Raw genomic sequence first — 20,134 nt, 5'->3', positions numbered from 1 at the left:
ATTGCGGCAATCATGCCTTCACGTGGGAAGGCACATCGACGAACGACGCTCTTACCGGCCTTCGCCGGTCTCGTCGTCGGTGAATTTGGGGATCGAGACCGGTTGGGTCGTCGATCGCGGCACCTGATAGTACTGCAATACTTTTTCCATGATCTTGGAAAAGACGGGCGTGCACCCGATGGCCGTGACGTCGCCCTTGGGGCGCTGAAGCACGATACCGACCAGGTACGTGGGATCCTCCATCGGGGCGATGCCGATGAAGGACGTGGTGTACCCGTCGTATCCCCCGCCCTGATCGGCCGGGGCCTCGGCGGTGCCCGTCTTGCCCCCGACGCGCCACCCCTTGACGGCCGCTTCTTTCGCGCCGCCCTCGGTGACCACGACCTCCATCATGTTCCGGACCTGCTGGGCCGTCTTTTCGGAGATGATGCGCTTACCCTCGGGGGTCGGCCGCTTCTCCTCGGCCCCATCGGTTCCGACGATCGATTCGACGATGCGCGGGGTGAGCTGAACACCCTTATTGGCCACGGCCTGATAGGCCATCATGGTTTGCAGGGGCGTCTGCGAGACTCCTTGGCCGAACAGCACGGTGTACTGCTGGCGAACGTCCCAGTCTTTGGCCGGCGCCAGAATGCCTCGGCTCTCGCCGGGGAGCTCGATGCCGGTTTTCTGGCCGATGCCGAATTTCTTGAGCCAGTCGTGCCGCTGGTCTTTGGAAAGCTGTTTGCCGGCCAGCACGGTGCCCGTGTTCATCGAGTCGGCGATGATCCCGGCGAGCGTACGCTTCTGGGCCCCGTGATCGAAGGCATCGGTGATCGTCTGGCCATCGATGTGCAGTTCCGCGGGGACATCGAAACCGCTCGTGGGCTTCGAGAGTCCCTCCTCGATCACCGCGGAGGAGGTCAAGATTTTTTCGGTCGATCCCGGCTCGGTCGACGAGCTGACCGCTCGCGGGGCAAAGTCGCCGGGCGCGGCTTTCTCGTAGTTATTGGGGTCGATCATCGAGGAATCGGCCATCGCAAGAATGGACCCGTCCTTGATGTTCATGACCATCGCGGTGCCCCATTCGGCCTTCAACTCGTCGGCCCGGGCTTTGACCTGCTGCTGGGCGAAGTACTGAATGTCTCGGTTGACGGTCAACCGAATGGTCTTGCCGTCCTCGGCGGGCTGGTTGATGTCCTCGCCCACCGGAATGCGGATACCGTCGGCGCTGATCTCGTAGACCCGCTCGCCGTCCTTGCCGGTCAAATCGGTGTTGAACTGCAACTCGATGCCGCCGGCCGCGCCCTCGGAGTTCAGGAAGCCGACCACCGATCCGGCGATCGAGCCATCCGGGTAGCTGCGTTTGGACACGGGCTCGGAATAGATGAAGTCGGCGCCGATGTCCATGATGGCGTTGTAGACATCGGGGGTCACTTCCTCGGCGACGACGGCGTATTTGCTCTTGCCGTCGAGGCTGTTTTTCACGTCCGTATCGGGCTTTTTCAGGATGTCGGCGAGCTTATACACGAGGTCCTGGACGCTGATCTCCTCGGGCTTCTTGTCCCGGTTCAGGCGTTTGACGGGTCCGACGGCCGTCTGGTCGACCGTGATCTTGTAGCGCTGGATGGACCTCGCCAAAACATTGCCGTTGACGTCGTGAATCTCACCGCGCAGGGCGGCAATCTTCTGGGTGCGTCGTCGTGCGTCGAGGGCGGCCTTGGCCCGGCCGGTGGGGTCGATCGCCTGGACGTAGAAAAGGCGCCCGATGAGCAACGCCAGCATCGCGAGGAACGCCGAAATACCGATAAAGCTTCGGCGCAGTATGCCTTGGGCCTCCTGCCCGTCGGCCTCGACGGTCCCCTCGACGTTGCTCTCATCGCGGGGATCCTCCGCGCCGGTGTCACCGGGACGATCCTCCGTTGAATCCACTGGCTCCTCTTCCTACCCCTCCGTGTGTTGGCCCGGGAGATCCCCGGGCCCTCTCCATCTCCGTGACTCTCGAGACGATGGTCGACACCAGTTACAGATCTGGGCCGAATTTCTTAGTCTAGAGCCTCACACCGGTAGCTTCCCGCCGGTACCGGAGTGCAAACCACCACACCGAGCTGTGCGACAACGGCGACGTGGCCCGCGACCCCGAACGCCCTGCCGGATCGCCTAGTTGTTCTCGTGGGAACTCTGGGAAGGCTGAGGCGACGAGTCGTTCTTCGCCTGGTCCTTGTTGTCCTTCTTTTTCTGGTCCGCCTGCTTCTTCTGATCCTCCGCCTGCTTTGCGGCGTCGGTATCGCTCTCCAAGGGCGGGTCGACCAAATTCACCTGGGCGTTCTTCTTGGCTTCGGCGTCATCGGAGGGCGCGGGCTGCGCCGCGGCCGGCGTTCCGTTGATCGTCGAGGCCTTGAGATCCAACTGAGCCTGATCGCTGGCGGAGACCATGCCAAGCTGCGAGGCACGAATCGCCAGATTCTGCGGCGCCTGGTGATACTCGATCTCCTGGCTCGTTTTCTGGTTGTCCTCGGTCAAGGTCCGCTCCTGGTTGCGGAGGTCCACGAGGTTGTACTGATTCGAAGACATCGAAATATTCAGAAGCAGCACGACGCCGAGCGTGACGAAAACCCCCAGGACGGTCGCGATCACGAGGGAGAGCCGACGGCGGCGACGCGCGACCGCCTGCGTCGCCAAGGGCCGGCGGCGACGAGGCTCGGGCGCGACGGCGAGCTCGTGCTCCTCGAGCTCGACATCCCCCACCACGCGAAGATTGCGCCGCTCTTTGACGGCACTCAGATGGAGGGCTGCGGGTGCACCGTTCTCGGTTTCCGAGTCTGTGTACTGCGGTTCTGCACTCATGAAGCCGTCCTAGATTCGCGGATTCTTTCCGCGGCACGCAATCTTGCCGATGCCGCGCGTGGATTACTGTCAATTTCTTCGTCGGTTGGCGTCTCGGCCCCGCGTGTCAAGATCTTGACTTCGGGCCGATGTTCTTCCAACTCGACTGGAAAACCTTTGGGAGCCTTGGAAACCGAGAGGGCCGTCATCCCACGCTTCACAATTTTGTCCTCAAGTGAGTGATAGCTCATGGCTACGACACGGCCCCCGAGGCTAAGAGAATTCAGGGCGCCGGGAATCGCCGACTCCAACGCTTCAAGTTCATGATTAACTTCAATACGGAGGGCCTGGAAGGTTCTCTTGGCCGGATGCCCGGAATTGCGTTGCGCCGCGGCGGGAATGACCCGCTTCAGGATCTCCACGAGCTCGCCGGTCCTGACAATCCGGTGATCCTGACGAACCTCAACTAAAGCTTGAGCAATGCGGCCGGCGAATTTTTCTTCGCCCCAGTCGCGAAGGATCCTGCGAAGATGGTCTACGTCATATTCGTTAACGATGTCTTCGGCCGTGACCTCATCGTCGGAATTCATGCGCATGTCCAGCGGGGCGTCGAAGGAATAGGCGAATCCGCGCTCTCGTTCGTCGAGCTGGAGGGAGGAGACGCCGAGGTCGAACAGGACGCCCTGCACGCCGGCGAGGCCGTGGGCCCGGACGATCTGGGGGATTTCGTCGTACACGGCGCGCTCAGGAATAAAACGGTCGCCGAAGCGCGCGAGTCGCTCCCCCGCCAGTTCGTGCGCCTGGGGGTCCCGGTCAATGCCGATCACGGTCAGGGACGGAAAACGCTCCAACAGGTATTCGGTGTGCCCGCCCATGCCCAAAGTGGCGTCGATGACGACGGGGTGATCCCCGACCAAAGCCGGCTCCAGCAAGCCAATGCACCGCTCCAGCAGAACGGGCACATGGCGGTCACGCGCCGGGCGTCCGTCGGGTGAGGTCTTTGCGTCCATCAAAGGCCTCCGTTCTCCTCGTGCCTGTCCATCCCGAATCATTGCCCATGTTTCAAGCGCCCCATACGACAAGAACTCTGGCGCCTGATCCCCATCCAAACGATGTCGGCCCTCATACGGCCTGGCTCAGGGGAAGTTGAGCCAGGACGATTCCGCATCGTCGGCTGGAGATCACGCACCAGAGGTCACATCAGCCCCGGGATCACCTCTTCATCGGTTTCCGAAAATTCCGATTCCTTTTCACGCAGGTACTCGTTCCAGGCTTCCGCATCCCAAATCTCGGCCCGGGTACCGGCGCCGATCACGGCAAGCTCTTTCTCGAGTCCCGCGTATTCCCTCAATGACGAAGGAATGGTGACCCGCCCTTGCTTATCGGGCACCTCATCCGACGCACCCGAGAGGAACACGCGAATGTAGTCGCGGGCTTGCTTCGACGAAATCGGAGCCTGGCGCATCTGTTCATGCACCCGGCCAAATTCCGTCTCGCTGAAGACGTATAGGCAGCGCTCCTGGCCCCTGGTCAACACCAAGCCCTCCGAGAGTTCGTCCCGGAACTTGGCTGGCAAGATGAGCCGCCCCTTGTCATCGAGGCGAGGCGAGTACGTTCCGAGGAACATCCGCCACCGCCTCCCCTGATTACATTGCGTGCACTCCGTAGGTCGAATGCCGCAGGAGAGTAAGGAACCACCCTTACCGCTCCCGCGTCCACCACTTTACTCCACTTCCCTCCACACGCAACAGTTTTCCCCCATTGCTTGCCAAAATGCTCCATGCCACGAGCCAAAAACCCCGCCATTGCAGGGATCTGACGTGGTGGAGGGAAATGCCGGATTCCGGCCCAGAAGGCCCGCAGGGCATAGAAAAAGGGCCGGCACCGATGTTCGGTGCCGACCCTTGTGGCCGATGAGGGGCCTACGGGGAGGAAAGTGGGGAGGTTCGTGGAGGACTAGCCCCGTCCGTCCCGCTCCTCCCATTTCTTCTCGAGCCGCTGCATGAAAGATGACCCCGAGCTCGGGGAATGCTGCGAGCCTCCCGATCCGGAAGACTTCTTACGGCCCTTCCGGGAGGTGCTGCGGAGGGTTGCGATGTACACCCCGAGGCCCATGATCACGAACCCGAGGACGCCCACGATGATGAGTTTGGAGGCCACGCCCACGAGGACGCCGGCCAACCCCAGAACGGCGATGACGATACCGAGCACCAAGTGCCGCACGGAGAGACCACTGCGATTCCGGGGGGAAGAGCTCGATTCGGAGTCCATGGAATGCACAAAAGTGGGGTCCTCGGCGTTGAGCTGCTGCTCGAGTTGGTCCAACAACTTCTGCTCATGTTCGGACAGTGGCATGGTCATCTCCTCTTCCCAGGGGCGGGGACGCTACGGCGGCCAGGGAAACCGTCCGTGATCCGTCTATTAAGAATAGTGCTTCCTGGCGGCAATTTCACCGGTGCTCCCGGGGAACATCCGTGGATCCGTCGGATCCTTTCGTGATCCCCTCTTGACGAGGGCCATTCTTGTCGTATCGGGGCGCCACACTGCCGTGCAAAAGCCGGGCCGGTAGCAACCCCGTGGGCCCAAACCGTTCCCTGATCTGGTCCATGGCAGATTCCGCGTGGTCCCATTCACCTTCCGTCACCAATTGATCGTCGGAGACCGAATCCCACAGCGAGAGCTGCCGACCGGCGTCGTGCTCATCGAGTCGCTCGGCCCGCACCCCGACCAGACGGACGCGGGAGGCCAACGGGCCGAGATCGTCGAAGAGCCGAACCGCGGCGTCGTAGACTTCTCGCCCCGTCATGGCCCCCTGATCCAAGGTCCGGGCCCGGCTGACGGTGCGGAAGCTCTCGTCGCGAACCTTGATCGCGATGCCGTAGGCTCGCCGCCCGCTCGCCCTGAGACGGCGGGCGACGTCGTGGCTCAGCTGGAGCAGGACCGTCTTGATCTCTTGGACGTCGTCGGTGTCGTAGCTAAAGGTGTGCTCCGAGCCCATGGATTTTTCCGTTCGTTCGGTCACGACGGGCCGATCGTCGATGCCCCGGGCCAGGTTGTAAATGTGCGCCCCCGATGCCCGCCCGAGCCGCCTCTGCAGAAATCCCATCGACGCTTGCCGGACGGCCCCGACCGTATCGAATCCGGCGTCGTGCAGGTTGTGTGCCGTCTTCTCCCCCACTCCCCACAGCTTCCGGACCGGTAATGGATCCAGGAATTCGTGAACCCTGTGATCCGGAACGAGCCACAAGCCGTCCGGTTTAGAGCCGGTCGAGGCCATCTTGGCCAGAAACTTGTTGCCGGCGATGCCGACCGAGGCCACCAAGCCCGTGGCCTGCGTGATCTCGGAGCGGAGCCGACGCGCTATCGTCGCGGGGCTTCCCATCCGGCGGATCGCACCGGTCACGTCCAGAAACGCCTCGTCGACGCTGACCTGCTCCACCAGGTCGGTGACCTCCCGCAAGATCCGCATGACCCGCTCCGAATAGTGGCGATAGGCCCCGTGGGTCGGTTCGATATAGATGGCCTTCGGCGCCAGTTGGCGTGCCCTGGCCGTTGGCATCGCCGAATGCACCCCGAGGGCCCGAGCTTCGTACGATGCGGACAGGACGACGGAGCGGGTCCCCGAGCCCGCGACGACCACTTGGCGTCCCACGAGTTCGGGCCGCGTCAGGAGTTCGACGCCCACAAAAAAGGCATCCATATCCACGTGCATGATGACGCGATGCTCAAATCCGTGAGCAACAGCAGTCATGGCTCCTCCGATTCCCCGTTAACCCCGTAAAATGAATAACGCTCCCCGCACACCACTATTCCAGGACGCATCTCGCGACCGGGAAGTCAGGAATCGCCGTCGTGAACAAACCCGCCATGGACGAGGCTTCGTCTCGCCGAACCGCCATGGAGCGGGAGTACGTGCTGGCCGTGGAAGAGACCATCCAGGACTTCCTCAACCGCCACCGCCTGGCGATCCTCGAGGTCTCCTACGAGGCGTTGCCGCTCATCGATGCGATCGAGTCCCTGTGCCTCGGCGGTAAGCGGATGCGGGCCCTTCTGGCGTTGTGGGGATGGCAGGCCGCGGGTGGAGCCGCCGACTCGGCCGAAATCGTCAAGGCCGGGGCGGCCATCGAACTCTTCCAATCGGCGGCCTTGATCCACGACGACATCATCGACCATTCTGACACGCGACGCGGACGACCGGCGCTTCACAAGGCCTTCGAAGCGATGCACCGTGACGAACAGTGGGACCACGACCCGGCCGAATTTGGCACGATGGGCGGCATCATCGCCGGCGATATGTGCCTGTCCTTTTCCGAAGCGGTTTTCGCCTCGGTGGCGGTCGCCCCCGAGGCCTCGGCCAGGGCACGACGCATCTTCGATCTCATGCGCACCGAGGTCATGGCCGGACAGTACCTGGACGGGCTCTCCGAGGTCGTCGGCGTCGAGGACCCGGAGGAGGCCCTTCACCGGGCCTCCACCGTGATTCGGTTCAAGTCGGCCAAGTACTCGTGCGAACACCCGCTGACCCTCGGTGCCGCGCTCGCGGGAGCCGACCGCGAACTCTTGCAAAGATTGCGAGAATTCGGCCTGCCGCTCGGCGAGGCTTTCCAGCTACGAGACGACGTTCTCGGCGTATTCGGCGAGCCCGAGGTGACGGGCAAGCCGGCCGGAGACGACCTCCGGGAAGGGAAACGTACCATTCTCATCGCCCTGACGGAGCGTAGCGCTCCCCCGGAGGACGTCGCGTTCCTGGAGTCGCATCTGGGAGACCCGGGCATGAACAATGAGACCGTCGCCAGGTTGCGCACCATCATCAGGAACAGCGGGGCGCTGGACGAGGCGGAAGGCATCATCGCCACGACGGAGCGTCAGGTGAGCGCCGCTCTTCGGCGCATGGAGGCGACGCCCCTGGTCACCGAGGCCCTCAACGTCATCGCGTCCAAGGCCCTGCACCGCTCCGCCTGACCGGCGGGAGTCCGCGCCGGCGGCCCCTCCCGCGCGGACGTGCCCTACCAGGCCAGGGCCTGGGCCCGACGTCGGATTTCGGTCTTGCGGCCCTCGTGAAGGGCGTCAATGGGGCGCCCCGGAAGGGACTCGTCCTCGGTGTAGAGCCACCGGATCGCGGATTCGTCGTCGAACCCCGAGTCCTCGAGGACCGTGAGGGTCCCCTTCAAAGAATCCAGGACACCTCCGTCCCGCATGAACAGAGCGGGAACGCGTCGCACGCCGCCCTCGTCGCGGATGGCGAGCAGTTGCCTCTCCGAAATGAGGGTATGGACGCGGGTGACTTTGATGTCCAGCGTCTCGGCGATATCGGGAATGGTGATCCACTCGCCGACGAGATCGAATAATTCGCGGGTATTTTCGTTAGAACTCACGTCTCCAGGCTAAACCACGGGAACCACCTGGCTCGCCAGAACTGCCGATCCCCTAGAATCGATTCAATGAAGAGGACTGCACCGGGACCGCTCACCGGCCGAAGGCTCGAAGGGCGCTATCTTCTCGGCGACATGATCGCCCGAGGAGGGATGGGCGTCGTCTACCGGGGACGAGACACCCGTTTGGACCGCCCGGTGGCCGTCAAGGTCCTCAAGGAATCGGTCGGCTCCACGCCCGAGGCCATGGAGCGCTTCGTGCATGAAGCCCGGGCCGCCGCGTCCATCACGGATGCCCACGTGGTGACGGTCTGGGACCAAGGCATGGATACCAGCGGCCCCGATCCCGTGGTGTACCTCGTCATGGAGCTCGTGGACGGAGCGACTCTTCGGGATCTCATCAAACGCCGCTCGCCCATGACGGTCCGGGAGGCCCTCCGCGTCGCGGTTCCCCTCACCGAGGGGCTCGCCGCGGCCCACCACATCGGTTTGGTCCACCGGGACGTCAAACCGGAAAATGTGCTGACCTCTCCCAATGGGTCGGTCAAGGTCACCGACTTCGGGCTGACCCGCCGGGTACAGGCCGAGTCCGCGACGCTCAGCCTGGTCGGCTCCGCAAATTACATCGCCCCCGAACTCGTTCGGCGGCGCCCCGCAGGAAAGCCCGCGGATAACTACTCCGTGGGCATCATCCTCTACGAGATGCTCACGGGTGTCCCTCCTTTTCGGGGCGATTCGCCGTACGCGGTATCGATGGCCCACGTGGACGACGACATGCCCGACATTCGTCGGCGCTTCCCCGAGATCGATCCCGAGATCGCGGAGGTCATCTCCTGGTGCTGCGCCAAGGAGCCCGAAAACCGCCCCCAGGATGCCGCGGACCTGCACGGAGAACTCGAACACATTTCACGTCGGCTCTCGGATGCGGCGCTGGATCGCCGCCCTCCGGGGTATCGCGAGGACGCCTCGGACCTTTTCAGCGGCCTCGAAACGGCCAGCCACACCCGTCCGGTGCAGCTTCAGAGCCTCCGCGAACCGTCCGAGGACGTGGGAGTCTCTCCCGTGGCCGAGGACGCCGGCCCGTCAACGGCCCGGTACGCCCAGGATCCGATGCCGGAAACGGACGCGCAGATCTACCCCGAGGAATCGGCTCCCGACACCGTCGAGGCACAGCGTCCGCTGGAGCCGGCAACGCGCGTGATGCCGGCCGGGGACGTGCCGAAGACCGCCGGTGCGCATCGCAAGGGCGTCGCGCAGGACCCGGCGACCGATCCCGCGACGCCGTTGCATGTCCTCGGGTCCGCCGAACCGTACCGGGTGTGGGTCTGGATCCTGGTCTTCGTCCTGGCCGCGTGCATGACCGCGTACCTGGGATGGCTCGTGGGAGTCAGCATCGTCTCGCGGGACTCGTCGGTCCTCTCCTCGGGGCTGACCTCGGTCGGCTTGATCCGCGGCACATAACCGACCGAGTCGAGCGGCCAAGCGGCCGGACAAAAGCATCGGGGCCCGGCGACGCCGTCGGAAGACAACGACACCGGGCCCCCTCCGCCGCGTCTGGCGGTTTCAGCGCTTCGAGAGGTACTCCGCGACGAGGAACGCGACCTCGAGGGACTGCATGTGGTTGAGCCGCGGATCGCACAGGGTCTCGTAGCGATCGGCAAAAGCGGATTCATCCACGGCGTCGGAGCCGCCGAGACACTCCGCGACGTCGTCGCCCGTCATTTCCACATGGATTCCGCCGGGAATCGTGCCGAGGTCCTCGTGAACCTCGAAGAAGCCGCGGACTTCGTCGACCACGTCGTTGAAGCGGCGGGTCTTGTACCCCGAGGGCACCGAAATCGTGTTGCCGTGCATCGGGTCGGTGACCCAGACGACCTTGGCACCCGAGTCCCGCACGGCCTCGACCAGCGGGGGGAGGTTCTCGCGGATCTTCGAGGCGCCCATTCGCGTGATGAACGTCAGACGCCCCGGGGTGCGCTCCGGGTCCAGCTTGTCGATCAGCCGAAGGGTGTCCTCCACGCTGGTCGTCGGCCCCAGCTTGACGCCGATGGGGTTGTGAACCTTCGACAAGAAATTCACGTGGGCGTCCTCGAGGCCGCGAGTGCGCTCCCCGACCCACAAGAAATGCCCGCTCGTGTCGTACGGCAGGTGGGTCCTGGAATCGATCCGTGTGAGGGCCCGCTCGTAATCGAGCAGGAGCGCCTCGTGGCCGGCGTAGAACTCCGTCCCGCGGATCGCGTCGAAGTCCGAGCCGCAGGCATCCATGAAGCGGATGGCGCGGTCGATCTCGCGGGCCAGCGACTCGTACCGGGCGTTGGCCGGATTGGACACAAACCCCTTGTTCCACTCGTGGACCAGCCGCAGGTCGGCGAAGCCACCGGTCGTGAACGCCCTGATCAGGTTCAGGGTCGAAGCGGAGGTGTGGTAGCCGCGGAGCATCCGCTCGGGGTCGTGCTCGCGTGCGCTCTCGGTGAAGTCGAAGCCGTTGACCATCTCTCCGCGGAAGGTCGGCAGGGTGGTCTCTCCCCGGGTCTCCATGTTGGAGGAGCGGGGCTTGGAGAACTGACCGGCCATGCGGCCCATCTTGACGACCGGCATCGACGCGCCGTAAGTCAGCACGACGGCCATCTGGAGCAAGGTCCGTACCCGACCGCTGATTTTATCGGCCGTCGCGTCGGCAAAGGTTTCGGCGCAATCGCCGCCCGTGAGGAAGAAAGCCTTGCCTTCGGCCACCGCGGCCAGGCGCTGACGCATCTGATCAACCTCGCCCGCGAAGACCAGCGGCGGCACGGCCTCCAACTCGGAGATGACGCGACCGAATTCGGCGTGCTCGGCCCAGGTCGGTTGCTGATCGGCCGCCAGACTCCGCCACTCGTCCAGGCCGGGATAGTCCTTCGCCGACGGGGAGGTCGTGGTCTGGAAGTTTGCCTGGTGGGGATTCGTCTGATCTGCCATGCGCTCCAGTCTACGGAAGCGCGCCGCCAAGGCTTAGATCGCGGCGATTTGTGTCGCGATGCGAGACGGCGGGGGTGCGCGGCCGCCCGGACTTACTCCGAGCCGGCGCCCGACCGCGAACGCGTCTCGTCGTCCCCGGCCCCGGTTTCTTCGGCATTTTCCTCGACACCGCGTCGTTGCTGGGCGTTCTTGACCGACTCATCCACGCGTGCCCGCGCCTCGTGGAACTTCTCTTCGACCCGATCGAGGCCAGGCTGGATCCGCTCCCGGGCGCTTTCGACGCCGGCCTTCGCCGAGTCGACCGAGGCCTGGGTGCGCTGCTTGGCCTTCTCGAGAACCTCGGCGACGGCCGTCTTGGCGTCTTCGACCCGCTGTTTCTCCATGGCGGCCTTGACCGTGGCCGCGTAGACATCCACGTATTCCTGGCCCGAAAGCCGCTGAATCGCGCGGACGATCTCGTCGGCGACGGCCCGCTGCACGGCGTGCTCGGCCTCTCGACCCTCATACTGCGAGAAATCCAGGGGCTCTCCGATGACGGTGCGGACCGTGTCGATGCGTCGGCCGTCTTCGGTCCGGCGCCGCGGAATCTTGTGCCCCTTCGGCTGGACCTTTTCGGTGTTGATCATCGCGACCGGGATGACCGGCACCTTGGCCTCCAATGCCAGGCGGGCCACCCCGACCTTGGCCTTGAACAGGCGGCCATCCGGCGAACGCGTGCCCTCCGGATAGATGCCGAGCAGCTTGCCGTCCGCGAGGGTCTGCGCGGCCTGCGAGAGGGATTTTGCCGACTTTTTGCCACCGGACCGGTCCATGGGGATCTGGTTGATGCCCTTGAAGAACGCCGCGGTGACGCGTCCGACCACGCCCTGGCCGGTGAAGTATTCGGACTTCGCGAGGAAGTAGACCTGCCGGTCCACCGCGACCGGAAGAAAAACGGAATCGGAGAACGACAAATGGTTGGAGGCCAGGATCGCACCACCCTGCCGGGGAATGTTCTCAAGCCCTTCGACCTCCGGCTCGAAGGCACGGTTCATGACCGGACCCACGACGAATCGCTTGAGGAACATGTAGAGCACGATCGGTTTTCCCTTCAGACCGGTGACCACGGAGGGCGACGCCTCCGCACGATACTCGAAAGTCTATCGGGTCACATCATGGATTCCCACGTGGGAGCATGTCTGAGGCACTCGGCGAGTCATGACAGAATGACATTATGGGCTACATCACAGATCATTGGGCACGGCGCCGCGCTGCGACGCCGGGCGATCCGTCGGCCGACGCCTCGCCCGGTCGGTGGGCGGGAGGGCCGGACGGCGTTCTCGTTCTGCACGGGTTTACGGGGTCGCCGCACAGCGTTCGACCCTGGGCCGAAACCTTTGCGCGGGCCGGTCTGGCGGTGGAGATGCCACTTCTGCCAGGTCACGGAACCACCGTTGCGGACATGTCCACCAGGACCTGGCAGGAATGGGCGGAGGCCGTGGACCAGGCCTACTGGAGGCTTCGGAAAACCTCGGAACGGGTCGCCGTCGCGGGCCTATCCATGGGTGGGGCCTTGGCCCTGCTCCTGGCGGCCCGACGCCGCGTCGACGCAATTCTCCTGGTGAACCCGGGGGTCGTTGACCCTATGGGCCTCATGCCGATCGCACGGTGGCTCGCGCCGCTGTTGCCCGCCGTCAAGGGGGTCGGCGACGACATCGCCCGCCCCGGTGTCAGCGAGGGCGCCTATCCCGAAGCGCCGCTGAAAGGCGCAGCCCAGCTTCATCTCCTGATGAAACAGGCCCGCAAGGTGCTCCCCGCGGTGACCGCGCCCGTCAGGATCTATCGCTCGTTGACCGACCACGTGGTCACGGACGCGAGCCACGAATACCTCATGGCCCATCTCCGTCCGGAGCCGGAGCTCGTCCCGCTCCCGTCCAGCTACCACGTGGCTACCCTGGACCACGACGCACAGACCATCATGTCGGGCTCCCTAGAATTCCTCGCATCCCACGGTTTTCGCATCGAGGACGCCCCCGAGAAAGCACCCGAGTGCCCAGAGCACGCAGCAGGAAGGAACTCATGAAAAGAACCACGGTCGAACTTCACGAGCACGTCGACGAGAAGTCCAATATCACCGACGTTCTGGAGTCCAAGTTTCCCCACAAGGCCGAGAACGTCCTGTACAAGGTGCAGCGGTCTCCGGGCCAGTGGGAGGAGGTCACGGTCCGGCAGTTCCGCGACGACGTCGTCGAGGTTGCCAAGGGTCTCATCGCCGCGGGGATCGAGCCCGGCGATCGCGTCGGCATCATGTCTCGCACCCGGTACGAGTGGGCGGTCATCGACTTCGGCGTCTTCTACGCGGGCGGTGTGTCCGTGCCGGTCTACGAGACGTCCTCGCCCTCCCAGGTCGCGTGGAATCTCGGTGACTCCGGGGCGAAGGCCGTGGTCGTGGAGACGCGGCAGCACGCCTCGGCGGTACGCCGGGCCACCAGCCACGGCGACCTCGCCGTGGAGAATGTGTGGCAGATCGACGCCGAGGACTCGGCCAAAAGCTCGCTGGCGTCGTTGAAGAAACTCGGAGCCTCGATCGATGACGACCGGCTCGAGAAGGCCCGTACCTCACGCGGCCTGGCCGATGGGGCGACGATCATCTACACCTCCGGAACCACCGGTCGACCCAAGGGCTGCCTGTTGAGCCACGGAAACTTCGTCAAGCTCTCGGCCTCGGCCCGGCAGGCCATTCCGGAGGTCGCAAGCCAACAGAATTCGACCCTGCTCTTCCTCCCCCTCGCTCACGTGTTCGCCCGCTACATCCACATCCTCTCGGTCGACGCGGGGGTCGTCGTGGGGCACTGCCCCGATCTGAAGAATCTGACGACGGACATCAAGTCCTTCAGCCCGACCTTTCTGCTCGTGGTACCGCGCGTCTTCGAGAAGATCTACAACGGGGCACGGGCGAAGGCGCACGACGGCGGGCGCCTTAAAGGGAAAATTTTCGACGCCGCGGAACGGATCGGCGTGCGCTGGTCGAAGACCGTGATGTCGGCACGGACCCCATCCCCGGTCTTGAAGGCACAGTATGCCCTCGTCAACCGATTGGTCTTCCGGCAACTGCGCGAGGCGATGGGCGGACGCGTCGAATACGCCGTCTCGGGAGGCGGGCCCCTCGGCACGCACCTGGGCCATTTCTTCCACGCGGCCGGCATCCGGATTTTGGAAGGCTACGGGCTGACCGAAACGACGGCGCCGGCCACGGTGGGCACCGTCAAGGATTTCCAGATCGGAACGGTCGGGCCTCCCCTGCCGGGCATCGAGATCATGATCGCCGACGATGGCGAGATCCTGTGCCGAGGGGTCGGCGTGATCCAGAAGTACCACGAGAATCCCACCGCAGACAGCGAGTCGTTCACCGAGGACGGCTGGTTCCGCACCGGGGACCTTGGAGAGCTCACCGATCGCGGAATGCTCAAGATCACCGGCCGGAAGAAGGAGATTCTGGTGACCGCGGGCGGAAAGAACGTCATTCCGGGTCTGGTCGAGGACGAGATCCGGAAGTCTCCCCTTGTCTCGCAGTGCGTGGTCGTGGGCGATCAACGACCCTTTATCGCCGCCCTGATCACGCTCGACGAAGAAACCTTGCCCAAGGAACTCGAGAACCTTGGTCTGGACCCTTCCATGAGTCCTCAGGAGGCCGCCGAGTCGGAGACGGTCCAGCGCGCCGTGCAGGAACTGATCGACCAGGCCAATGAGAGGGTCTCCAAGGCCGAGTCGGTTCGCGCCTTCCGGATCATCCCCCAGGACTTCACCGAGCAGTCCGGGCACCTGACGCCGTCGTTGAAAATTCGTCGCCCTCAGGTCATGAAGGACTACGCCGACGTCGTCGAGAGCATCTACTCGCAGAAGAACCCGAATTCCTGACGCAACGCGTGAGGCCGCGAAGTGCCGGCGGATGCTCCGCCGGCCCTTCGGGTCGTGAACCGTTAGATCGAGGGTTTAGGCGCGGTTTCCGGGCACCTTGAGTCCCAGCAGCGCGTTCTCCACGACCTCGGTCAGGGCCGGATGGATCCAGAACTGTCCGCGGGCCATCTCGTGAGCGGTCAGGCCGAAGCTCATCGCCTGGATCAGCGGTTGGATCAGCATCGAGGACTCAGTGCCGATGAGGTGGGCACCGAGCAGCTCCCCCGTATCTTTCCGGGCGATGAGCTTGACGAAGCCGTCCTCGTCTTCCATGGCCCAGCCGTAGGCCACGTCCCCGAAGTCCTGGACCTTCACGCTGATCTCGAAGCCCTCGGACTCGGCCTTCTCGCGCGCCTGCGGCTCGGTCAACCCCACGGCCGCGATCTGTGGGTTCGTGAAGACCGCGTGAGGCACGTACCGCTGATCCGTCCGACGCAGGTCCTCGGGGAGATGGATATTGTGCTGGACGGTCCGTTCCTGCGCGTTGGCGAGGTGCTTCAGCTGAATCTCCGAGCTGACGTCCCCCAGGGCCCAAAGCCCCGGCACGGGTTCACCTCCGGAGAGCACGCGCTGGTATTCGTCGACCGACAGGACGCCGTTCTTCACGTCCAGGCCTGCGGCCTCGGCCTCGAGGCTGTCAACGTTCGAGACCCGGCCCGTGGCCACCAGGACGATGTCGGCCGTCTCGGTCGTGAGCCCTTCCTCGCCGCGCAGCGTCACCGCCAGCCCGCCGTCGGACTCCGCGATCGCGTCGATCGTGGTATTCATGCGGAGGTCCCATTGCCGGGCCGCGACCTGGGCGAAGCGCTCCGATACCGCGGGATCGTGGTCCTTGAGCAGTCGTTCCGACCGGTTGACCTGGGTCACCTGAGCGCCCAGCCCGGAGAAAATGCCCGCAAACTCCGCGGCGATAAACCCTCCGCCGAGGATCACCACACGCTCGGGAAGGTCGTCCAGACGCATCACGGTATCGGAGGTGTGCACACCCGGGAGGTCGATGCCGGGGATATCGGGGCGCACCGAGCGCGATCCCGCCGCGATGACGACCTCACGCCCCCGAAGCACCTCGCCCGATGCCGTGACCAGCGTGTGCGGGTCCCGGAACGTGGCGTATTCCGTGTAGAGGTCGACCGTGTCCAGACCTTCCCGGAATTCTCGACCGCTCTTGGAGTAACCGTCGATGCGGTTGAAAATCCGGTCGCGGATCTCCCGCCACCGAGCGCTCTTGCGTTCCATGCTGACCCCTAGCTTGTCGAGGTCCAGGCCATGGCGGGCCGTCGTCGCTGGGTAGGCAAACATCTTGGTCGGGATGCATCCCTTATTCAGGCAGGTGCCGCCAAAGACACCACCGTCGATGATCGCGGCCTTCTTATTCCGCCACTGGTGGTTGACCAGGCTGTTTCCCGATCCGGAGCCCACGACGATCAGGTCGTACTCCCGAATGTTCTGTTCCTCATCATGTACCATGCTGATTCCTCACCTCAGAAATAACAACGAGCGCGGCCCTCACACGAGGTTCGGCCTCGTGTTGCACCGGCAGGGTATAAACGTGGCGGGCCACGGCTTCATTCCCGATGCCGGTGGCCCGCCCCTGTGGTATCCGACGCACCGTCGGCGTTATGGCTCGATCGTGATAACCAGATCCCCGCCGGCCACCTGACGGACGTCCGTGAACAGGACGCGGCCGACCCGGCCCGAAGCGGTCGCGGTGATCGAGGCTTCCATCTTCATCGCCTCGATGGTCGCGACCTGATCGCCTTCCGTGACCTGGTCCCCCTCGGCGACGGTCACCGTCACGGCGCCCGCGAACGGTGCCGCCACGTGACCCGGCTTCGACGGGTCGGCCTTCTCGGCGGCCTGCACCGACGACTCCACGGAATCGTCGCGAACGTCAATCGCCCGCTGCTGACCGTTCAGCGTGCACATCACGGTCCGGTAGCCTTTCTCGTTCGGTTCCGAGACGGCTTGCATCGTCGCGAGGAGACGGACGCCCTTGCCCAGCGAGATGACGTGTTCGCGGCCTTCGAGCATTCCGTAGAGGTAATCACGGGTGTGCAGGACCGAGACGTCGCCGAACTCGTCCACCGTTGCCTCAAAATCCTTGGTCGGGCCGGGAAAGAGCAAGCGGTTAAGGGTTGCCCGGCGGGTCTGGGAATCGCCGCGGAGCTTTTCCTGATCCTCGGCCGACAGCTCGGTGACCTTCGGCTTGGACTTGCGTCCTTCGAGGGCCTTCGAGCGGAACGGTTCCGGCCAACCGGCAGGCGGCGTTCCCAATTCGCCGTTGAGGAAGTTGATGACCGACTCGGGGATGTCGAATTTCTGGGGGTTCTCCTCGAATTCCTTCGGGTCGACCTTCATGCCGACCAGCTGAAGCGCGAGGTCGCCGACGACCTTCGACGATGGCGTCACCTTGACCAGGTCGCCGAGCATCCGGTTCGCGGCCGTGTACATGTTCTCGATCTCTTCGAAGTGCTCCTCGAGGCCGAGCGCGATCGCCTGCTGGCGCAGGTTGGTCAACTGTCCACCGGGGATTTCGTGCTGATAGACGCGCCCCGTCGGAGAAGACAGGCCCGTTTCGAACGGTGCGTAAATCGAGCGCAATGATTCCCAGTACGGCTCGAGCGACGAGACAGCGTCCAGGGACAGCCCCGTATCCCGATCCGTGTTGGCCAGAGCTGCCACGAGCGCGGACTCGGAAGGCTGGCTCGTCGTGCCCGCCATCGAAGCCACAGCAACATCCACCGCGTCGACTCCGGCGTCGGATGCCGCCAACAACGTGGCCAACTGGCCGCCGGCCGTGTCGTGCGTGTGCAGGTGCACGGGGATGTCGGCGAACTTCTCCCGAAGGGCCGTGACCAGGCGCCGCGCCGCCTCGGGCCGGAGCAGCCCCGCCATGTCCTTGATCGCGAGGATGTGTGCCCCCGCGTCGACGATCTGCTGGGCCAGTCCCAGGTAATAGTCGAGCGTGTAGGTCTTCTCTTCGGGGTCCAGAAGATTGCCGGTGTAACACATGGCGACCTCCGCCACCGCGGTTCCGGTATCCCGGACCGCGCGAATCGCCGGCTCCATCTGGGAGACGTCGTTCAGCGCGTCGAAGATGCGGAAAATATCGACACCGGTCTCCGCGGCTTCCTGAACGAACGCATCGGTGACCTCGGTCGGGTACGGGGTGTATCCCACGGTGTTCCGGCCGCGCAACAGCATCTGGATCGGGATATTCGGCATCGTGGCGCGGAGCAAACGCAGGCGCTCCCACGGGTCCTCACCCAGGAAGCGCAGGGCGACGTCGTAGGTCGCGCCGCCCCACGCCTCGACCGAGAACAACTCCGGCGTCACGTGAGCGACCGCAGGGGCGGCGGCCAACAGGTCACGCGTCCGCACGCGGGTCGCCAGCAAGGACTGGTGGGCGTCGCGGAAGGTCGTGTCGGTCACGGCCAAAGGCTTGTAGTCCCTCAGGGCCCTGGCGAAGCCTTCGGGCCCCAGATCCAGGAGCTTCTGACGCCACCCGGCCGGGGGGACCTGCCCCGGGTCGTCGAAGGGGCTGCGGAACGGCTCGTCGATCTTGTCGCCGGGGAACCTCGGCAGCTTGGTGCGGGGGTCGATTCCCTCGATCCGAGGACCGTTGGGCTGGTTCACCGTCACGTTGGCCAAGTAGGTCAGCGCCTTGGTGCCGCGGTCGGAGGAATGCTTTTTGGTCAGCAACTCCGGGTGCTCGTCGATGAACGGCGTCGAGACGTCGCCGGCCTGGAAGACCGGGTCCTCGAGGACCGCCAGGATAAAGGGGATATTGGTCGAGACGCCGCGGATGCGGAACTCCGCCAGCGCGCGCTGGGCCCGTTGAACCGCGGTGTTGAAGTCCTTACCGCGGCAGGTCACCTTGCACAGCATCGAGTCGAAGTGCGGAGAGATTTCGGCGCCCGCGTACACGGTGCCGCCGTCGAGGCGGACGCCCGCGCCACCGGCCGAGCGATAGGCGCTGATCTTGCCGACGTCCGGGCGGAACCCGTTGGTCGGGTCCTCCGTGGTGATGCGGCACTGCAGGGCCGCACCCCGCACGCGCAACGTGTCCTGGCTGATTCCCAGGTCCGAGAGCGTCTCGCCCGCGGCGATGCGCATTTGTGCCTGCACCAGATCGATGTCCGTGATTTCCTCGGTCACCGTGTGCTCTACCTGGATGCGCGGGTTCATTTCGATGAAGACGTGTTCACCGGCGCGTTCGCCGGCCGTATCCACGAGGAATTCGACCGTGCCGGCGTTGACGTACCCGAGTTCCTTGGCGAACTTCACGGCATCGCGGTAGAGCGCCTGCCGAATCTCCTCGTCGAGGTGGGGCGCGGGGGCGATCTCGACCACCTTCTGGTGACGACGCTGCAGGGAGCAGTCGCGCTCGAAGAGGTGGACCACGTTGCCTTCGGCGTCGGCCAGGATCTGGACTTCGATGTGACGAGGACGGAGAACGGCCTGCTCGAGGAAGACCGTGGGGTCGCCAAATGCGGTCTCCGCTTCGCGCATCGCGGCCGAGAGCTTATCGGGAAGCTCCTCGCGGGTATCGACGCGTCGCATCCCGCGGCCACCGCCACCGGCGACGGCCTTGACGAAGATCGGGAAGCCGATGTCCTCGGCCTCGGCCAGAAGTTTTTCTTTGTTCGACGACGGGTCGGTGGAGTTCAGCACCGGGATTCCCGCGCGACGGGCCGCCCGCAACGCCTCGACCTTGTTGCCGGCGAGGTCCAAAACCCCGGCCGGCGGACCGATGAAGGTGATGCCGGCCTTCGCCGCGGCCTCGGGCAGGTCCGGGTTCTCCGACAGGAAGCCGTAACCGGGGTAAATCGCGTCCACGCCGGATTCTTGGGCCACCCGGATGATTTCGTCAACGTCCAGGTACGCCCGGACGGGATGCCCCTCGTCACCGATCGGGTAGGCCTCGTCCGCCTGCTGACGATGGATCGAATGGCGGTCTTCGAAGGGGAAGACCCCCACGGTCTTGGCGCCAAGCTCATATGCGGCTCGGTACGCACGGATCGCAATCTCGCCGCGGTTGGCGACCAGGATCTTAGAGAACATTG

15 protein-coding genes are annotated in these 20,134 nt (G+C 64.6%); 4 read left to right on the top strand and 11 right to left on the bottom strand.

What is annotated here, in order from left to right:
* Window positions 1-51 precede the first annotated feature (51 nt).
* The 6 genes from CURSPS6_RS02665 to dinB all read right to left on the bottom strand — a co-directional run bounded on the left by CURSPS6_RS02665 (window position 52) and on the right by dinB (window position 6,556).
* Window positions 52-1,911 carry a peptidoglycan D,D-transpeptidase FtsI family protein gene (locus CURSPS6_RS02665; protein ID WP_235503662.1) on the bottom strand — a complete coding sequence of 620 codons (1,860 nt, stop codon included), beginning with the start codon at window positions 1,909-1,911 and terminating at the stop codon, window positions 52-54.
* A 228-nt stretch (window positions 1,912-2,139) separates the two neighbouring features.
* The gene (locus tag CURSPS6_RS02660; protein ID WP_051687559.1) at window positions 2,140-2,826 is read right to left on the bottom strand and encodes a hypothetical protein; all 687 of its coding nucleotides are present in this window, start codon (window positions 2,824-2,826) and stop codon (window positions 2,140-2,142) included.
* On the bottom strand, window positions 2,823-3,815 hold the full coding sequence (rsmH, locus tag CURSPS6_RS02655; RefSeq protein ID WP_030013936.1) for a 16S rRNA (cytosine(1402)-N(4))-methyltransferase RsmH: 993 nt from the start codon (window positions 3,813-3,815) through the stop codon (window positions 2,823-2,825). Before rsmH ends, CURSPS6_RS02660 begins: the two co-directional genes overlap by 4 nt.
* Before the next feature lie 185 nt (window positions 3,816-4,000).
* A complete protein-coding gene (mraZ, locus tag CURSPS6_RS02650; RefSeq protein WP_030013935.1) occupies window positions 4,001-4,432 on the bottom strand; it encodes a division/cell wall cluster transcriptional repressor MraZ in 432 nt (143 codons plus the stop codon).
* Between the two features lie 329 nt (window positions 4,433-4,761).
* Window positions 4,762-5,160 (bottom strand): DUF3040 domain-containing protein, encoded by a 399-nt coding sequence (locus CURSPS6_RS02645; protein ID WP_030013934.1) that lies wholly within the window; start codon window positions 5,158-5,160, stop codon window positions 4,762-4,764.
* 94 nt (window positions 5,161-5,254) lie between these two features.
* Entirely contained in the window at window positions 5,255-6,556 is a 1,302-nt protein-coding gene (dinB, locus tag CURSPS6_RS02640; RefSeq protein WP_082469990.1) for a DNA polymerase IV, read from the bottom strand.
* 101 nt (window positions 6,557-6,657) lie between these two features.
* Here dinB and CURSPS6_RS02635 point away from each other — a divergent pair, with 101 nt between their 5' ends.
* A complete protein-coding gene (locus CURSPS6_RS02635) occupies window positions 6,658-7,767 on the top strand; it encodes a polyprenyl synthetase family protein (protein WP_235503661.1) in 1,110 nt (369 codons plus the stop codon).
* 44 nt (window positions 7,768-7,811) lie between these two features.
* On the opposite strand, the gene CURSPS6_RS02630 is transcribed toward CURSPS6_RS02635, so the two are convergent.
* Window positions 7,812-8,180 carry an Rv2175c family DNA-binding protein gene (locus CURSPS6_RS02630; RefSeq protein ID WP_030013930.1) on the bottom strand — a complete coding sequence of 123 codons (369 nt, stop codon included), beginning with the start codon at window positions 8,178-8,180 and terminating at the stop codon, window positions 7,812-7,814.
* Between the two features lie 66 nt (window positions 8,181-8,246).
* Between CURSPS6_RS02630 and CURSPS6_RS02625 the strand changes: the two genes are divergently transcribed.
* Complete coding sequence (locus tag CURSPS6_RS02625; RefSeq protein WP_082469988.1) at window positions 8,247-9,638, top strand: protein kinase domain-containing protein; 1,392 nt, start codon at window positions 8,247-8,249, stop codon at window positions 9,636-9,638.
* A 102-nt stretch (window positions 9,639-9,740) separates the two neighbouring features.
* Here CURSPS6_RS02625 and CURSPS6_RS02620 read toward each other — a convergent pair whose 3' ends face one another.
* Window positions 9,741-11,132, bottom strand: a complete 1,392-nt coding sequence (locus tag CURSPS6_RS02620) for a class II 3-deoxy-7-phosphoheptulonate synthase (protein WP_030013928.1) — start codon at window positions 11,130-11,132, stop codon at window positions 9,741-9,743.
* A gap of 92 nt (window positions 11,133-11,224) precedes the next feature.
* Window positions 11,225-12,238, bottom strand: a complete 1,014-nt coding sequence (locus tag CURSPS6_RS02615) for a lysophospholipid acyltransferase family protein (protein WP_321164015.1) — start codon at window positions 12,236-12,238, stop codon at window positions 11,225-11,227.
* A 107-nt stretch (window positions 12,239-12,345) separates the two neighbouring features.
* On the opposite strand from CURSPS6_RS02615, the gene CURSPS6_RS02610 reads away from it, so the two are divergent.
* Both CURSPS6_RS02610 and CURSPS6_RS02605 read left to right on the top strand, forming a co-directional pair.
* Window positions 12,346-13,194, top strand: coding sequence for an alpha/beta hydrolase (locus CURSPS6_RS02610; protein ID WP_051687557.1), 849 nt, complete (start codon window positions 12,346-12,348; stop codon window positions 13,192-13,194).
* The gene (locus CURSPS6_RS02605; RefSeq protein ID WP_030013923.1) at window positions 13,191-15,029 is read left to right on the top strand and encodes an AMP-dependent synthetase/ligase; all 1,839 of its coding nucleotides are present in this window, start codon (window positions 13,191-13,193) and stop codon (window positions 15,027-15,029) included. The genes CURSPS6_RS02610 and CURSPS6_RS02605 overlap by 4 nt, the downstream gene beginning before the upstream one ends.
* A gap of 75 nt (window positions 15,030-15,104) precedes the next feature.
* On the opposite strand, the gene CURSPS6_RS02600 is transcribed toward CURSPS6_RS02605, so the two are convergent.
* Together CURSPS6_RS02600 and CURSPS6_RS02595 are read right to left on the bottom strand one after the other, a co-directional pair.
* Window positions 15,105-16,535 carry a mycothione reductase gene (locus tag CURSPS6_RS02600; protein ID WP_030013922.1) on the bottom strand — a complete coding sequence of 477 codons (1,431 nt, stop codon included), beginning with the start codon at window positions 16,533-16,535 and terminating at the stop codon, window positions 15,105-15,107.
* Between the two features lie 150 nt (window positions 16,536-16,685).
* Window positions 16,686-20,132, bottom strand: a complete 3,447-nt coding sequence (locus tag CURSPS6_RS02595; protein ID WP_030013920.1) for a pyruvate carboxylase — start codon at window positions 20,130-20,132, stop codon at window positions 16,686-16,688.
* Window positions 20,133-20,134: the final 2 nt, after the last annotated feature.

Source organism: Curtobacterium sp. S6, assembly GCF_000710345.2.
Lineage (GTDB): Bacteria > Actinomycetota > Actinomycetes > Actinomycetales > Micrococcaceae > Rothia.
This window is presented reverse-complemented; position numbering and strand designations above follow the sequence as displayed.

What these genes read in the sequence shown, in the direction of transcription:
- dinB (WP_082469990.1), bottom strand. Translation starts at nt 6,556, where the DNA reads ATGACTGCTGTTGCTCACGGATTTGAGCATCGCGTCATCATGCACGTG.
- CURSPS6_RS02600 (WP_030013922.1), bottom strand. Translation starts at nt 16,535, where the DNA reads ATGGTACATGATGAGGAACAGAACATTCGGGAGTACGACCTGATCGTC.
- CURSPS6_RS02610 (WP_051687557.1), top strand. Translation starts at nt 12,346, where the DNA reads ATGGGCTACATCACAGATCATTGGGCACGGCGCCGCGCTGCGACGCCG.
- CURSPS6_RS02625 (WP_082469988.1), top strand. Translation starts at nt 8,247, where the DNA reads ATGAAGAGGACTGCACCGGGACCGCTCACCGGCCGAAGGCTCGAAGGG.
- CURSPS6_RS02660 (WP_051687559.1), bottom strand. Translation starts at nt 2,826, where the DNA reads ATGAGTGCAGAACCGCAGTACACAGACTCGGAAACCGAGAACGGTGCA.
- CURSPS6_RS02645 (WP_030013934.1), bottom strand. Translation starts at nt 5,160, where the DNA reads ATGCCACTGTCCGAACATGAGCAGAAGTTGTTGGACCAACTCGAGCAG.
- CURSPS6_RS02605 (WP_030013923.1), top strand. Translation starts at nt 13,191, where the DNA reads ATGAAAAGAACCACGGTCGAACTTCACGAGCACGTCGACGAGAAGTCC.
- rsmH (WP_030013936.1), bottom strand. Translation starts at nt 3,815, where the DNA reads ATGGACGCAAAGACCTCACCCGACGGACGCCCGGCGCGTGACCGCCAT.
- CURSPS6_RS02620 (WP_030013928.1), bottom strand. Translation starts at nt 11,132, where the DNA reads ATGGCAGATCAGACGAATCCCCACCAGGCAAACTTCCAGACCACGACC.
- CURSPS6_RS02595 (WP_030013920.1), bottom strand. Translation starts at nt 20,132, where the DNA reads ATGTTCTCTAAGATCCTGGTCGCCAACCGCGGCGAGATTGCGATCCGT.
- mraZ (WP_030013935.1), bottom strand. Translation starts at nt 4,432, where the DNA reads ATGTTCCTCGGAACGTACTCGCCTCGCCTCGATGACAAGGGGCGGCTC.